Consider the following 14,385-nt stretch of genomic DNA (forward strand, 5'->3'; position numbering starts at 1 on the left):
CGCGCGGCGGCGGTCACAGCACCGCGCCGCGCCATTCCCCGGTCTCCTGTCCGCGCTGCTCGATGAACTTCTTGAAGCGCTCCAGGTCCCCCTTGGTCTGACGCTTCACGAACCCGAGCTTGTCGCCGACCTTCTCGGTGACGCTGTCCGGATGGAAGTCCATCTGCAGCATCACCTTGGTGTGCTGGTCGTCGAGCCGGTGGAACGTCACCGCACCGGCCTGCTTGGCCTCGCCGCCGACCGTGGTCCAGGCGACCCGCTCGTCCGGGATCTGCTCGGTGATCTCCGCGTCGAACTCCCGGTGCACGCCGTTCACGCTGGTCACCCAGTGCGTGAGGGTGTCCGTGCGCTGCTCGATGCGCTCCACACCGTTCATGAACTCGGGGAACGTCTCGAACTGCGTCCACTGGTTGTAGGCCGTGTGCACGGGGACACCGACCTCGATGGATTCCTCGACCTGCGACACAGGTCATCGCCTCCTTCGTCTCGTCGGGTTGAAGGGCGCGAGTACCCGTGACCTGCGGAGCAAACCCCGTAATGGGGCCGTCAGTCGGTGTCGAAGGCGTAGTGGGGGGTGTGGTCCACCAGGTCGGCCGGACGCGTGTCGTTCCACGGCTTCATCGTCTCGCCGGCATCGATCACGTCCGGCGTCCCGGCGGCCGGCAGGTAACCGGCCCCGGGGTGCCGGCGCTGCCACTCGGTCCACAGCTTGTCGATGTACGCGTGGTGCAGCCAGAACACCGGGTCGTTCGGCGAGACACCGGTGGCCATCTGCCCGCCGACCCAGACGTGGACCCGGTTGTGCAGGTTGACGCCCCGCCAGCCCTCCAGATGGTTGCGAAAACCGTCCGACGCGCTGTTCCAGGGGGCCATGTCGTACGTCGGTATGGACAGGACGGACTCCACCTCGGCCCGGGTCGGCAACTCCCGCACACCACTGCCGAGCGCGCGCCGAAGATACGTACGCCCGTCGATGCGCACGCTGATCGGCCAGTTGCCGGAGTCGGCCGCGAACGGCCCGTCCGTCACCCGGCCGTCCCGGCTGCGCCCGGTGCCGCCGAGGAAGTCGGGCGCCCACAGCGAGGACCGTGCCGAACGGTCGCTGCTCCAGTCCCAGTACGGCAGCGCGACCGAGGCGTCCACCGACTGCAGGGCGCGTTCGAACTCGAGGAGGAATCTGCGGTGCCAGGGCAGGAAGGACGGCGAACGGTGGCCGGTGCGTTCGCCGTTGTCGGTGTCGCTGACGATGAAGGCGTTGTGCGTGGTGACGAAGGGGTCGTAGCGGCCACTGCGCTTGAGTTCCAGGACGGCGGCGACGAAACGGCGCTTCTCGTCGGCGGTCAGGGTCGCCTGGTTCTTGCGGACGGTCATGTGCGGGTCTCCAAGGATCGTGCGGAGGTCAGTTGGCGGGGAAGGGCAGGAGGGCCGCGCCCTGCAGTTCGTCCACCGCGGCGCGGGCGGCGGCACGGGGGGTGGGCACCGGGTCGTAGTGGCTGACGACGCTGATCCAGCTGCCGTCGGCGTTGCGCATCACGTGCAGTTCCACGCCGTCGACGAAGACGGTGTATCCGGTGCCGTGGCCGCCGCTGTGCCCGGGAGTGCCGTGCTGGTGACCGCCCCCGGCGACCGGACGGCCCTGTATCCGGCGGCCCTTGTAGACCTCGTCGAACGAGGCGGGGGAGTCGTGGCCGTGGCCGGCGGCGGGCGCTGCGGATGCGGCGGGCGCGGCGGATGCCGTGGCACCGGCCGTGGCGGCGAGGGCGGCCGCGGCGGTGAGCGCGCGGCGACGGCTGAGTTCGGGCATGCGGGAACTCCTGGGGTGCGTTCGGTTGGTGACCCCGCATGCCTATCCGCCCGGTCCGGAGCGCCGCGACTGGTTGGCTGCGATCAGGACAATTACCAAAATGTCGTGCAGAGTTGAACGAAGTTGATCTTGCTGTGGGGAGGGTCCGCCGCACCCCGGAAGGGGGAATTCCTTCTCGCCGGGAGGGTGTTTTCGGTGATCCTTTTCGGATCGCGACGCCCTCTGTGGCGTGCCTCACCTGCGGAAGGTGACGCGATCCGGAAGCCGGCCACCGCACCCTCCACCCCTGCTACCCTGCGTTGCCAATCGACATCGTTGAGTAATCAAAAGGGGTGTGTGTGAAGGTCGCCTGCGTCGGCGGCGGGCCCGCCGGCCTGTATCTCTCGATCCTGCTGAAACGACGGGACCCGTCCCACGACATCACCGTCCACGAACGCGACCCGGAGGGCTCGACGTACGGCTGGGGCGTGACCTACTGGCGGGGTCTGCTGGACAAACTTCATGAGTGCGACCCCGAGTCGGCCCGAGCCGTGGAGGAGCACTCGGTCCGCTGGAGCGAGGGCGTCGCCCACGTCGGGGACCTGGCGACCCGGCACAAGGGCGACGAGGCCTTCGGCATCGGCCGCCACCGCCTGCTGGAGATCCTCGCCGGCCGGGCCCGCTCCCTGGGGGTGCGGCTGGAGTTCGCACACGAGATCACGGCGGGCAACCTTCCCGACGCCGACCTGGTCGTGGCCGCCGACGGCGTGCACAGCACGCTGCGCACCGGCCACGCCGACCACTTCGGCTCCCAGGTCAGGACCGGCCGCAACCGGTACATCTGGCTCGGCACCACCAAGGTCTTCGACGCTTTCACCTTCGCGTTCGTCGAGACCGACCACGGCTGGATCTGGTGCTACGGCTACGCCTTCGGCCCCGAGCACAGCACCTGTGTCGTCGAGTGTGCGCCTCAGACCTGGACGGGTCTCGGCCTCGACCAGGCCAACGAGGCCGACGGCGTGGCCGTCCTGGAGAAACTCTTCGCCCACGTACTGGACGGCCACCCCCTGATCGGGCGCTCCGCGGCCCGGCCCGGCGCCCAGTGGCTGAACTTCCGCACCCTCACCAACCACACCTGGCACCGGGACAACCTCGTCCTGCTCGGCGACGCGGCCCACAGCACGCACTACTCCGTCGGCGCCGGCACCACCCTCGCCCTGGAGGACGCCGTCGCGCTGGCCGACGCCCTCGGCGAACACGCGTCTGTCCCGCACGCCCTCGCGCACTACGAGCGGCAGCGCAAGTCCGAACTCCTGTCCATCCAGAGCGCGGCCCGCTACAGCGCCCAGTGGTACGAGAACCTGCCGCGCTACATCCACCTGCCCCCACACCAGATGTTCGCCCTGCTCGGCCAGCGCCACTCGCCCCTGCTGCCCTACGTCCCGCCCCAGCTGTACTACCGGATCGACCGGGCCGCCGGGCAACTGGAGGCACTGCGCCGGTTCAAGCGCTGGCTCGGCCCCAAGGTGGCGCGGACCGTCCACGCGAGGGCGCTGGCGTCCCGCAAGTGACCGCGCCGGAGCCTCACCGGAACAGCCGGTCGAGGAAGCCGTTCCCGAAGACGCGGTGCGGGTCGAGCCGGTCGAGTGTGCCGGCCGCCTGCCCCCACACGCTCTCGCCGAACGAGGCGGGCACGACCGATCCCAGCACCTCCTCGTCGCTCCACACGGCCTCGTCGGTGTACGCCCACCCCTTGGACCACTCGACCCGGGTGAGGGCGTGCCCGCCGTCGTAGGTGGCCAGCAGGAACCGCTCGATCTCGCGCAGGAACATCTCCGCGTACGGCGTGCCGGGCAGCGTCAGCACATCCAGCCAGACGGCCGTGTCCCATTCGGGATGCTCCTCGCTCGGCCGCAGCGCCGACAGCAGCGGGGCACGGGCGCCGTCCAGTTCGGCCTCGGCCGGGTCGTCGAGACCGGTCACCCGGATCTCGACGGTGCCGTTCACGGGATAGCGGCCACGTGCCGCGTACGCCGTCAGCCGCTCCCGGTAGTAGGAGGTGAACTCGGCGACGACACGCTGCACCTGGTCCCGGGAGGTGAGGACCGCGTACCCGTTCGCGGTCACCCTGAGCGTGGTGGGCTTGAGGTACAGCAGCGTGTTCTTGGAGGGTCCCCAGATGTCGGCGGACAGCGTGGTCACGAGCCCGAGCGCCGCCGCGTCGTACTGCGCGTTGCCGAGCACCGGCGCCAGATACCAGGCCGCGTCCGACACCATCCGCCCGGCCAGGTCCGCCACCGGCCTCGGGACGTTGTCGGAGAACGGGTAGTTGTACGGCGACGTCACGCGCCGCGAGGTGAGGGGTTTGGCGGGGGAGACGCTCCACACCTTCAGCCATGGAAACTCCGTGAAGGCGAACCAGATCGCCTCGACCCGCCCGGACTCCGCGAGGAAGCTCGCGAACGTCCGGCCGTCCTGCCCGGGTGCCGCGAACAGCTCGCCCGCCGGGATGTCCACCCGGCTCACACACCGCAGGTTGCTGTTCGCCCCCACCCGCAGCACCACCTCGGTGACCAGGGCCCGCCCGAGATGGGTGAGGAGCGCGGCGCAGTCCGCCTCGTCGCGGCGGAACGTCCGCAGCACGTAGGCGCCGCTGCCCTCGTCCCACACCACCGCCGTCAGCGACAGCACCCGATTGCTCAGCGAGCCGTACGTGTGCCCGGGCAGCCGTCGTTCGCCCTCGGCCGGTACGGCGGTGCCGTGCGCGTCGACGGCCAGCGCTCCGCCGAGAGTGAGGTCGCCGGGGGCGGGCGCGGCCGTGACACCGAGGCCGTGCTCCTCCAGATAGGTGAGCAGCGCCTCCAGAGTGACGCCCGTACCGGCCCGGACGGACGAGGCGGATTCCAGGGCCAGGCCGGTGAGATGGGAGGCGGTGTCGACGAGAAGGACCCGCGCGTCCGCCGCCGTCCCCTCCGTGACGGTCAGCGGCGACCAGCCGTGCGAGGAACCCCGGGCGCGTACCGTCCAGCCGTGCAGCCGGGCCCAGTTGACGACGGCGACCGCCTGCTCGCCGTCTTCCGGCGCACAGGCCCACAGCCCGTCGGTGGTGATCTCGCCGACCCAGTTCCGGTACGCCGAGCGGTAGAGGGCGACGCCGGCCGGGAAATCAGGCAACTCCTCGGCCGCGACCGTCGGATCGGCGGCCACCAGGACGGGGACGGCGGCCAGGGCGGCGGAGCGGAGGAAGCCGCGGCGGGTCCAGGACGAGTCCTGCGGTGAGCAGTTGCCTACGGAACGATCAGTCACGTGATCACGCTAGGGCCCGGTTGACACGTGCATGTCTTTCCGTGGGGTCATTCACTCGTGTGGGTGAAAGACTCACAGGTGACGGGCCGGAGCGGTCGGTTCCACGCGAGGTGGCGGCGGGTGACAGACTGACCCCATGGACGAGCGCACATTCGGCAGGTCGCAACAGCACGCATCCGTCGTCGGTCTCGGCACCTGGCAACTGGGTGCCGACTGGGGGGACGTCGACGACAAGGAAGCCCTCACGGTTCTGGAGGCGGCGGCGGAGTCGGGCGTCACCTTCTTCGACACGGCCGACGTGTACGGGGACGGACGCAGCGAGCAGACCATCGCCGCCTTCCTGAGCGGCCGGCCCGACCTGCACGTGCTGGTCGCGACGAAGATGGGCCGCCGCGTCGACCAGATCCCGGAGAACTACGTCCTGGACAACTTCCGGGCGTGGAACGACCGTTCCCGGCGCAACCTCGGCGTCGACCGCCTCGACCTGGTCCAGCTGCACTGCCCGCCCACGCCCGTCTACTCCAGCGACGAGGTGTTCGACGCACTGGACACCCTGGTCGAGGAGGAGCGCGTCGCCGCCTACGGCGTCAGCGTCGAGACCTGCCAGGAGGCGCTCACCGCGATCGCCCGGCCGGGCGTGGCCAGCGTCCAGATCATCCTGAACCCGTTCCGCATGAAGCCCCTCGTCGAGGTGCTGCCCGCGGCCCGGGAGGCCGGCGTCGGCATCATCGCCCGCGTCCCCCTCGCCTCCGGCCTGCTGTCCGGCAAGTACACCAAGGACACCGTCTTCCCCGAGAACGACCACCGCACCTACAACCGGCACGGCGAGTCCTTCGACCAGGGCGAGACGTTCTCCGGCGTGGACTACGCGACCGGTGTCGAGGCCGCCGCCGAGTTCGCCGCGCTCGCCCCGGAGGGGTACACGCCGGCCCAGCTCGCGCTGCGCTGGATCGTGCAGCAGCCCGGCGTGACCAGCGTGATCCCGGGCGCCCGCTCGCCCGAGCAGGCCCGCGCCAACGCGGCCGCCGCGAAGCTGCCGGAGCTGCCGGAGGCGACGCTCACCGCGATCCGCGAGCTGTACGACCGGCGGATCAAGGACCAGGTGGAAGGCCGCTGGTAGGCCGGGTGGGTCACCCGGCCGCCGGCCCGGTCAGGGTGTGAGGAGGAGCTGGCGCTCCTGCTCCTGGTCGCCCGAGGCGATTCCCTGGTCCTGTGCGGAGAAGGCGCGGGCCAGGGTGTCGCTCGCCTTCTCGACGGCTTCCGGCGTGCCCTGCACGGTGACCGTGACCGGCGCGGACAGGTGCCCGACGCTCTCCTGAGGAGACCCTGCCTCGCCGGCGGCGAACGTGGCCGTGTGGACCGTGGCGTTCTCGTCGGTCGGCAGCTCGTCGGGGGCGCCGAAAGCGGGCTCCAGGGCGCGTACGACCTTCTGCGCGTCGTCGGCGCTGCCGCCGGAGAGTGTGACGGTGAGTTCGGTGCCGGGCGTGGTCAACGGGACTCCTCAAATGGTCGGCGTCTGGGGCGGGGCGGGACGGCTGATGCGGCTGCACCACCCGCCCACGGCCCGCTCGTGCTCCGTGTAACCGCCCGGTGATCGCTGAAACAGCCCCTGCCGCAGAGGCCGCGACGCCGGGAGGGGCCGCCCCGTGGAGAGGGCCGGCCTTGCCAGGGTGCTGTGCCTCGGGGGAGGCCGTCTTCGGGTACTGCCGTGGGCGGCGGGTGTGGCGGCGGGTGTGGCGGCCGGTCAGGCGGGTGATGGGCCTGTGGCCGTGCCACCTGCCGGGGGCCCTCGATGTTGAGAGGGGGCCGTCCCTCGGAGGGAGTCGGTGCCCTGCGGGGGTTCTGTGCTTCGGGGGAGGCGGTCTTCGGGTACTGCTGTGTGGCGGCCGGTCAGGCGGCTGACGGGCCTGTGGCCGTGCCCACCCGGCCGGGCGCCACCGACGCTGAGCGAAGGCCGCACCGCACCCCAGTGGAGAGCCGGTCTTCAACGGAGTTGACCTCAAGGGGAAGGCCCTGAGAGGAGCGACCCCTAGAAGGAGCCGCCCCTGAGGGCAGCGGTCCCTCAAGAGGACCGGCTCCCAGGGCAGCGGCCCCGCGGGAGCCGCACCAAGGGCAGAGCCCTCAGGTGGAGCCGCGCTCAAGGGCAGCGGCCCCCCGGGGAGCCGCACCAAGGGCAGGGCCCCCAGGTGGAGCCGCGCTCCAGGGCAAAGCCCCCGGGGAGAGCCGCGCCCAAGGGCGGCGGCCCCTCTGAGGGGGCCGCCGCCTCACCGGTGCCGCAGCTCAGATGCGGCCGCCGGTCAGGCGGGTGACCGGGCCGTAGGTGTGGCGCTCCGCTCGGCGGCCCGCCGCGAAGGACGCGGCGCCCAGGGCGGTCAGGCCGGCGCCGACGCCCGCGGCGACCAGCTTGCGTTGGCTGAGCACCGTCCACGCCGTCTTCGCGCCGGCCGCGACCTGGCCCGACGCCGAGACGATCGCCTGGCGGCTCACCTCGACGCTCTTGGCCGCGGTGTGTGCGGCCGCGCTCGTCGCGTCGGCCGCCCGCTGCGCGCCGCCCTTCGCGGCCGACGCCGCCTCGTCGGTCTTCGTGGCCGCGGCCCGGGCGGTCTGCGTGGCCGGGGCCGTCGCCTTGTCCGCGCTCTGCCGTGCCTTGGAGGCGGCGGTCGTAGCGGTTGCTGTCTTCTTGCTCGTGTCCTTGTCCGATTCCGTCATGGGATCCGCATTGCCGTTCGACTGCATCGCAAACACGTTCCGTCACGTCCCGTTTCTCTCGATGCCGTGACAGGCGGACGGTCGGTCAGAAACGCGCGAAACAGGGAACACGGTGCACAGGACGAAGCGCGGTTCGATCGGCGGGGAGGAAGCTTGTCGGCCACCGAGGGCGAAGCAGCCAAGCACAAGACCGGACGCAACGAGACCGAGGAGGAGAGAGCCGACCGGAAGTGGGCCGAGCTCATCCAGGAGGTCAGGGTCGCCCAGACGGGCGTGCAGATCCTGTTCGGGTTCCTGCTGACCGTCGTGTTCACCCCGAAGTACGCGGACCTGACGGACACGGACAAGACCATCTACATCGTGACCGTCGTCCTGGGCGCCGCCGCCACCGGTGCGCTGATCGGCCCGGTGTCCCTGCACCGCCTGGTGTCCGGGCGCAGGGTCAAACCACAGGCGGTCGAGGCGGCCTCCCGGCTGACCTTCGTCGGTCTGGTGCTGCTCCTCGCCACCATGACGGCCGCGCTCCTGCTGATCCTCCGGGTCGCGACCCACGACGGCTACGTCCCCTGGCTGGTCGCGGGAGTGGTCGCCTGGTATCTGCTGTGCTGGTTCGTCGTACCGCTGCTGACCCGTCGGCGCCACACGGCGAAGTGACCGCCACCGGCGAGTCCGGCCAGGTGACACCGGTCGACGCGTACGCCCGGGTCAGCCGCCCGCGATGACCTCCTGCAGGAAGTCGTCGATCCGGACCTCTTCCCGTCCCGGCGCCACGACCTCGCGGGTCTCCCGCAGGAAGGTCGCGAGCGCCGGGGCCCACGCGAAGACCACCGCACGCTGGCGGCCTCCGTCGGGTCGGGCGTCGCCGAGGAACTCCATGCGCAGTTCCTCCCACACCCCGGTCGAGACGGGACCCATGCGGACGTCGCCCACCCCGACGGGGCGGCTCAGTCCGGCCATGAGCATCTCCCGGTCCAGCCGCCACCGCGCCAGGACCCGGCCGTCATGGCTGAACACCACGGTGACGGCGAACGGGTCCGCCGCGTCGTAGCTCAGATGGGCGAGCACGGGGAAACGCTCCGTGCCGCCCGTCTGGAGCTGCACGACGAGGGTCTTGTGCACGAAGGAGTTCACGGGAGGGCCTCCGGAAGGAACAGGTCGTAGAGCCCTCTAGTACCCCCGTTCCGCACAAGATGCTCAGCCTTCCGGGTGATTCCCCCGCGCCCCGCGAAGGGCCGTGATGCACGTGGCGATGGCGTTCTGGAGGTCCTCCAGACGCTGGACCATGTCGTCCTCGTAGAAGTCCTGGGCGTCGTCGAAGGTGAGCTCCTCGAACACCCGGGTGGCCTTCTGCAGGCTGCTGTAGAACTTCGTCCGCCGTTCCTGGACGCGCAGTTCGGGGTCGGCCTCCACGGCCTCGACGACGAGCGACTTCATGGTGTCGTACGCCTCGGTCGCCCACTCGCCGGTGTCCTCGTCCTCCTCCAGCTCGTCGAGGAGGGACAGATGCCGCTCGGCCTCCTGGCGCAGGTCCACGGGCGCGTCGATGGTCTGCCCGGCGGGGGTCTTGACCTGCCCGGACTCGGCGATCTGGCGCACGTACCCGATCCGGTCGGCCGCCCGGCTCTCGGTGGCGACGGCCTTCTTCAGATCGTCGGTGCGTACGACGTCACGCGCCAACTCGGCCTGGAGTTCGGGATCTTCCCGCAGCCGGTCGAGCAGCGCGCTGCGGGCCGCGCGGGCGGTGGAGGGGTCGGCGAGGATCGCGGCACGCAGCGCGGTCGGGTTCTCGGCGACCTCCAGCGCCTTGGTCGGGCGGATGCCCTCGGCCTCGGCGGCCTGCGCGATGGCCGTACCGCGCTCGGAGGTCGCGCTGTTGCGGGAGACGTAGTAGCCGAGCCACACGTCGGCGTCCGGCAGTTCCACCTCCTGGCCCGGGGCCAGCGCCTCGAAGTGCGGGACGAGACCGTCGTCGGCGGCCCGGTCCCACGCCTTGTAGTAGCGCATGACGCGCTCGGGCGAGCAGCCGGCGAGTTCGGCGAACTCCTTCGCGGACACCTTCGGTGTCTCGTCCGCGCTCTGGCCGCCGGGTCGCACGCTGCGCGCCACCATCAGGCCGAAGGCCCATCCTCCGGTCCGCGCGTAGACCCCGAACTCGCGCGCGTCCCGCGCCACGAGGTCGGACAGAGGCAGGGGGGACGTCTCGGACGGGACGATGGCAAGGGTCACAGGTCATTCTCCTGGGCAGGCTGGTCGGACCGCACCGTGTGCAGGTCGGAAGCCTATTGCACCTAAGGGTGCGGCCCGGGCGGCCCGGCCCGCTCAGTCGAACGCGTCGTGCAGCGCGGGCAGCAGGGTCTTCTCCGCCCAGTCGAGATAGGCGGGCTGCGAGTCCCCGCCGATCTGCACCAGCGCGATCTCGGTGAAACCGGCCTCCGCGTACGGCCGTACCGCCTCGACGAAGTCCTCCGGGTCGTCGCCGCAGGGGATGGAGTCGGCGACGTCGTCGGGCTTGACGAACTGCGTGGCCGACTCGAAGGCGTCGGGGTGCGGCAGCTCGGAGTTGACCTTCCAGCCGTTGCCGAACCAGCGGAACTGGGCGTGGGCGCGCTTGACGGCCGCGTCCCGGTCGGGGTCGTAGCAGACCGGCAGTTGGCCCACGCGCGGCTTGCCCGTGCCGCCGTGCTGGTCGAAGGAGTCGAGGAGCCCCGCCTTGGGCTCGGTGGCGATGACCAGGTCGGCCAAACGTCCAGCGAGGGAGCAGGACTGCTCGCCGGAGACGGCGATGCCGATCGGCGGCGGCTGGTCGGGCAGGTCCCACAGCCGGGCCGACTCGACGTCGAAGTGCGTCCCGCGATGGTTCACATGGCCACCATTGAAGAGCGCGCGGATGATCTCCACCGCCTCTTCGAGCATCTCGTGCCGTACGTCGACGGCCGGCCAACCCCCGCCCACCACGTGCTCGTTGAGGTTCTCGCCCGAGCCGAGTCCCAGCCGGAACCGGCCCTCCGAGAGCAACTGCATGGTCGCCGCCTTCTGCGCGACGACCGCCGGGTGGTAGCGGACGGTGGGACAGGTGACGTACGTCATCAAGGGGATGCGCGAGGTCGCCTGGGCTGCCGCGCCCAGCACACTCCACGCGTACGGAGAGTGACCCTGTGAGCGCAGCCACGGGAAGTAGTGGTCCGAGGTCACCGAGAAGTCGTAGCCCGCCTCCTCGGCCCGTACCAGGTGGTCGACGAGCTCACGGGGGCCGGCCTGCTCGGTCATCATCGTGTATCCGATTTGCACCATAAGGGCCGGGTCCCCGGTGAGAGGCAGCGAAAACGGACCGATGGCCGCCTCTCGATCACGGCAGGGGATCGGGAGAGGATGACCGCATGAGTACTCGCCGTCTGCCCGGTCGTTCCTTGCCCACGAGTGCCCCCGCAGCCCAGGGTGTCGACGCGTCGGGCGTCCACGCCTTCCTCGACGCCCTCGAAGCCGCCCCCGGCATCGAGCCGCACAGCCTGATGATCCTGCGGCACGACCACGTGGTGGCGTCCGGCTGGTGGGCGCCGTACACCCCGGATCGTCTCCATCTCCTGTACTCCCTCAGCAAGAGCTTCACGGCGACGGCCGCGGGTTTGGCGGTGGCCGAGGGACTGATCGGGCTGGACGATCCGGTGATCTCGTACTTCCCGGAGCTCGACGCCGACATCACCGACCCGCGCAGCCGCGCCATGCTCGTCCGGCACGTGGCGTCCATGTCCAGCGGTCACCTCGACGAGACCTACGAACGGGCGCACGCGCTCGACCCGGACGAGCTGGTCCGCGGCTTCCTGCTGCTGCCGCCGGAACGGGATCCGGGGACCGTGTTCGCGTACAACCAGCCCACCACGTACACGCTGGCCGCGATCATCGAGCGGGTCACCGGCCAGTCGGTGAGCGCCTACCTGCGGCCGCGGCTGCTGGATCCGCTGGGCATCGGCGAGGTGGCGTGGACGCGGGACCGGGCGGGCCGCGAGCTGGGCTTCAGCGGGCTGCACGCCACCACCGACGCGATCGCCCGGCTCGGCCGGCTGTACCTGCGGGACGGGATGTGGGAGGGCGAGCGGCTGCTGCCCGAGGGGTGGGCGGCCGAGGCGAGCCGTGTGCACGTGGCGAACGCCGACGGCACGCCGGAGAGCGCGCTGTCGGACTGGCAGCAGGGCTACGGCTTCCAGTTCTGGACGTCCCGGCACGGCTACCGCGGTGACGGGGCGTACGGGCAGTACTGCCTGGTGCTGCCCGAGTACGACGTGGTGGTCGCGATGACCTCGGCGAGCGAGGACATGCAGGGGATTCTGAACCTGGCCTGGGAGCACCTGCTGCCCGCCTTCGGTCCCGGACCGTTGTCCGGCCGGCAGGAGGAGGACGCGGCCCTGGCCGAGCGGCTGACCCGGCTGGAACTGCCGTCCGCCCCGGGCAAGCCGGCACCGCCGGACAGGGCGGAGGACTGGTCCGGCGCCGCGTTCGCCCCGGACGACGCCGTGCGCGAGACCCTGCGCGCGCTGACCGAGGCTCAGGTCTCGGCGGACGGGGACGGCTGGCGTCTGACGCTCGTCGAGGAAGGTCACCGGCTGGAACTGCCTCTCGGACAAGGCGGTTGGACCGTGACCGAGGGACAGGTCCCCGTCGCGGTCAGCGGGGGATGGACCGACGTGGACACCCTGGTCGTCGACGTGGCCTTCCTGGAGACGCCGCACCATCTGGTGGTGACGTGCTCGCTCACCGACCGGACCTGCACCGCGCGGTGGCGCACGGAGCCGCTGCACGGAGGGCGGCTGCAGGCGATGAGGGCTCCGCGCGGATCAGTCTGAGGCCTGCCGGAAGGTTTCCAGGAAAGTGTTCAGCGCCTCCCGGTTCGCGCTCTCGTTCCAGTCGGCGGCCGGGGCCGTCCAGCGCAGCGAGTAGCCGCGGCCTTCTCCGATGAGGAAGCCGCGGCCGAACGTGCGCACGCGGGTGCCGCCGACGTCGGCCAGCCACTCCATGTCGGCGGCCTCGCGCCCCTGGTACGTCGTCGCGCGGATCTCGCCGATCCGCCGGTAGTCGCCCGACGTTTTGAGGTCCGGCTCGACGTCGTCCCGCCACACCGCCACGGCGTCCTCGCCCACGCGTTCGCTGTAGGTGACGGCGAGGGTGCGCGGATCGCCCTTCGCGCCGAAGGTCACCCGGTACGCCAGGTCCGACTGGCGCGTGGTGCTCAGCGGCTTCCAGCCCTTGGGTAGGGCCACGGAGAAGCCCTCGGGGGAGTGGTACCGGCTGTATCCGGCGGGCAGCGCGTTGCCCGACGGTGTGGGTGTGGGCGTGGGTGTGGGCGTGGGCGTCGGTGTCGGCGTGGGGGTCGGCGGCGAGGGTGACACAGTCGCCGGCGGTTCGGAGGTCCCCGTGCCTCCCGTGTTGCCGGGCGCGACGGCGGACACGGACGGGGACGGGCTCGGCGGCGAGTCGCTCGCGGAGGTACTGGTGCCCGGCAGCTGCCGGGTCACGGCGAGGACGGCGACGGCGACCGTGACGACGGCCAGGGCGGTGCCGGCGACCACGGTCCGTCTGCTCCACCCCGGGCCGGCCGCGTACAAGCCGCGCAACCGGGGCCTGGGCATGGAGTCCACGGCCATGTCCGGGTCCTCGTTGAGCACCCGGGTGAGCGCCTCGCGGACCACCGGCCGGGTCAACCGCTCCTGGGAGGTCTTGCGCAGCAGCCCCTGCACGGTCTGGGTGAGAGGTCCGGCCCGCAACGGCGCGCGCAGCGGCAGCCGGTCCACGCCTTTCAGGGTGCTCTCGGGCCGGTCCCGGTCGCGGTAGGGCGGACGGCCCTCGATCATCGTGTAGAGGATCGCGCCCAGCGCCCACAGGTCGGCCGCCGGCCCGATGCGCTCGTCGCGGGCCTGCTCGGGGGAGGCGTACGACGGCACGGTGACCCGGGGTGCGAGGGTCGCGCCGGCCAGGCCGAAGCCGGTGACGACGACGGCGCCTCCCTCCCGTACGAACACCTGGCCGGGGCTGAGTTCGCCGTGCGTGATGCCCTCGCCGTGCGCCGCCTCCAGAACGTCGAGCAGCTCCAGGCCGATGCGCGCCGCCCGCATGTAGCTGAAGGTGCCCTGCCGGCCGACGAGTTCGCCCAACGGGATGCCGTCGATGCACTCGGTGACGGTCCACAGGATGTCGGACTCCACGACGGCGTCGACGACCGGGGCGACCCGGCCCGGGCACAGCAGTCCCATGGTCTCCGACATCCGGATGACCCGGGCGGTGGCCCGGCGCGCGCTGTCCCCGTCCGGGTCGGCCGGCAGCCCGATCTGGGTGAGCAGACAGGGCCGTTCGACCTGGATGTCCTCGCCGTACCAGCAGATGCGGTTGGTCTCGCGGTGGAGGACCTCCAGCAGCCGGTACCTTCCGGCGACCAACTCTTGTGTGGAGACGTGCGCCTTGACCATGTCATCCCTCGCTGAACCGCTGGCTCTCACCTTTTACACAGGTACGGCGCCCGCGGCGGGATGTGTTCAATGAATCCTCAACGGAACGGCGTCTCTTTTCTTTTGTTCACCCGCTGTACGAGAGGCCAGTAG

Annotated in this window: 14 protein-coding genes; 4 read left to right on the forward strand and 10 right to left on the reverse strand. The window is 71.2% G+C overall.

What is annotated here, in order from left to right:
* Window positions 1-13: 13 nt before the first annotated feature.
* The 3 genes from ACWBNA_RS13310 to melC1 all read right to left on the reverse strand — a co-directional run bounded on the left by ACWBNA_RS13310 (window position 14) and on the right by melC1 (window position 1,804).
* Complete coding sequence (locus ACWBNA_RS13310) at window positions 14-466, reverse strand: SRPBCC family protein (protein ID WP_482704529.1); 453 nt, start codon at window positions 464-466, stop codon at window positions 14-16.
* A gap of 80 nt (window positions 467-546) precedes the next feature.
* Entirely contained in the window at window positions 547-1,371 is an 825-nt protein-coding gene (gene melC2, locus ACWBNA_RS13315) for a tyrosinase MelC2 (RefSeq protein WP_482704530.1), read from the reverse strand.
* A 28-nt stretch (window positions 1,372-1,399) separates the two neighbouring features.
* Window positions 1,400-1,804, reverse strand: coding sequence for an apotyrosinase chaperone MelC1 (gene melC1 / locus ACWBNA_RS13320; RefSeq protein WP_482704531.1), 405 nt, complete (start codon window positions 1,802-1,804; stop codon window positions 1,400-1,402).
* 332 nt (window positions 1,805-2,136) lie between these two features.
* Between melC1 and ACWBNA_RS13325 the strand changes: the two genes are divergently transcribed.
* Window positions 2,137-3,354, forward strand: a complete 1,218-nt coding sequence (locus ACWBNA_RS13325; RefSeq protein WP_482704532.1) for an FAD-dependent monooxygenase — start codon at window positions 2,137-2,139, stop codon at window positions 3,352-3,354.
* A 13-nt stretch (window positions 3,355-3,367) separates the two neighbouring features.
* Here ACWBNA_RS13325 and ACWBNA_RS13330 read toward each other — a convergent pair whose 3' ends face one another.
* Window positions 3,368-5,089: a cholesterol oxidase substrate-binding domain-containing protein gene (locus tag ACWBNA_RS13330; protein ID WP_482704533.1), complete on the reverse strand. Its 1,722-nt coding sequence runs from the start codon at window positions 5,087-5,089 to the stop codon at window positions 3,368-3,370.
* Window positions 5,090-5,225: 136 nt separating this feature from the next.
* Here ACWBNA_RS13330 and ACWBNA_RS13335 point away from each other — a divergent pair, with 136 nt between their 5' ends.
* Window positions 5,226-6,209: an aldo/keto reductase gene (locus ACWBNA_RS13335; RefSeq protein ID WP_482704534.1), complete on the forward strand. Its 984-nt coding sequence runs from the start codon at window positions 5,226-5,228 to the stop codon at window positions 6,207-6,209.
* Window positions 6,210-6,239: 30 nt separating this feature from the next.
* On the opposite strand, the gene ACWBNA_RS13340 is transcribed toward ACWBNA_RS13335, so the two are convergent.
* Together ACWBNA_RS13340 and ACWBNA_RS13345 are read right to left on the reverse strand one after the other, a co-directional pair.
* Entirely contained in the window at window positions 6,240-6,581 is a 342-nt protein-coding gene (locus tag ACWBNA_RS13340) for a hypothetical protein (protein WP_482704535.1), read from the reverse strand.
* A gap of 788 nt (window positions 6,582-7,369) precedes the next feature.
* Entirely contained in the window at window positions 7,370-7,798 is a 429-nt protein-coding gene (locus tag ACWBNA_RS13345) for a hypothetical protein (protein ID WP_482704536.1), read from the reverse strand.
* A gap of 153 nt (window positions 7,799-7,951) precedes the next feature.
* On the opposite strand from ACWBNA_RS13345, the gene ACWBNA_RS13350 reads away from it, so the two are divergent.
* Window positions 7,952-8,452: a DUF6328 family protein gene (locus ACWBNA_RS13350; protein ID WP_482704537.1), complete on the forward strand. Its 501-nt coding sequence runs from the start codon at window positions 7,952-7,954 to the stop codon at window positions 8,450-8,452.
* Window positions 8,453-8,503: 51 nt separating this feature from the next.
* On the opposite strand, the gene ACWBNA_RS13355 is transcribed toward ACWBNA_RS13350, so the two are convergent.
* From ACWBNA_RS13355 to ACWBNA_RS13365, 3 genes are all read right to left on the reverse strand, one after another.
* Window positions 8,504-8,929 (reverse strand): SsgA family sporulation/cell division regulator, encoded by a 426-nt coding sequence (locus tag ACWBNA_RS13355; protein ID WP_482704538.1) that lies wholly within the window; start codon window positions 8,927-8,929, stop codon window positions 8,504-8,506.
* 63 nt (window positions 8,930-8,992) lie between these two features.
* On the reverse strand, window positions 8,993-10,024 hold the full coding sequence (locus tag ACWBNA_RS13360) for a hypothetical protein (RefSeq protein ID WP_482704539.1): 1,032 nt from the start codon (window positions 10,022-10,024) through the stop codon (window positions 8,993-8,995).
* A 93-nt stretch (window positions 10,025-10,117) separates the two neighbouring features.
* The gene (locus tag ACWBNA_RS13365) at window positions 10,118-11,089 is read right to left on the reverse strand and encodes an LLM class F420-dependent oxidoreductase (RefSeq protein WP_482704540.1); all 972 of its coding nucleotides are present in this window, start codon (window positions 11,087-11,089) and stop codon (window positions 10,118-10,120) included.
* An 86-nt stretch (window positions 11,090-11,175) separates the two neighbouring features.
* On the opposite strand from ACWBNA_RS13365, the gene ACWBNA_RS13370 reads away from it, so the two are divergent.
* A complete protein-coding gene (locus ACWBNA_RS13370; RefSeq protein WP_482704541.1) occupies window positions 11,176-12,636 on the forward strand; it encodes a serine hydrolase domain-containing protein in 1,461 nt (486 codons plus the stop codon).
* On the opposite strand, the gene ACWBNA_RS13375 is transcribed toward ACWBNA_RS13370, so the two are convergent.
* Window positions 12,628-14,253, reverse strand: a complete 1,626-nt coding sequence (locus ACWBNA_RS13375; RefSeq protein ID WP_482704542.1) for a serine/threonine protein kinase — start codon at window positions 14,251-14,253, stop codon at window positions 12,628-12,630. The genes ACWBNA_RS13370 and ACWBNA_RS13375 overlap by 9 nt on opposite strands.
* Between the last annotated feature and the right edge of the window lie 132 nt (window positions 14,254-14,385).

The organism is Streptomyces sp. Q2, assembly GCF_056820935.1.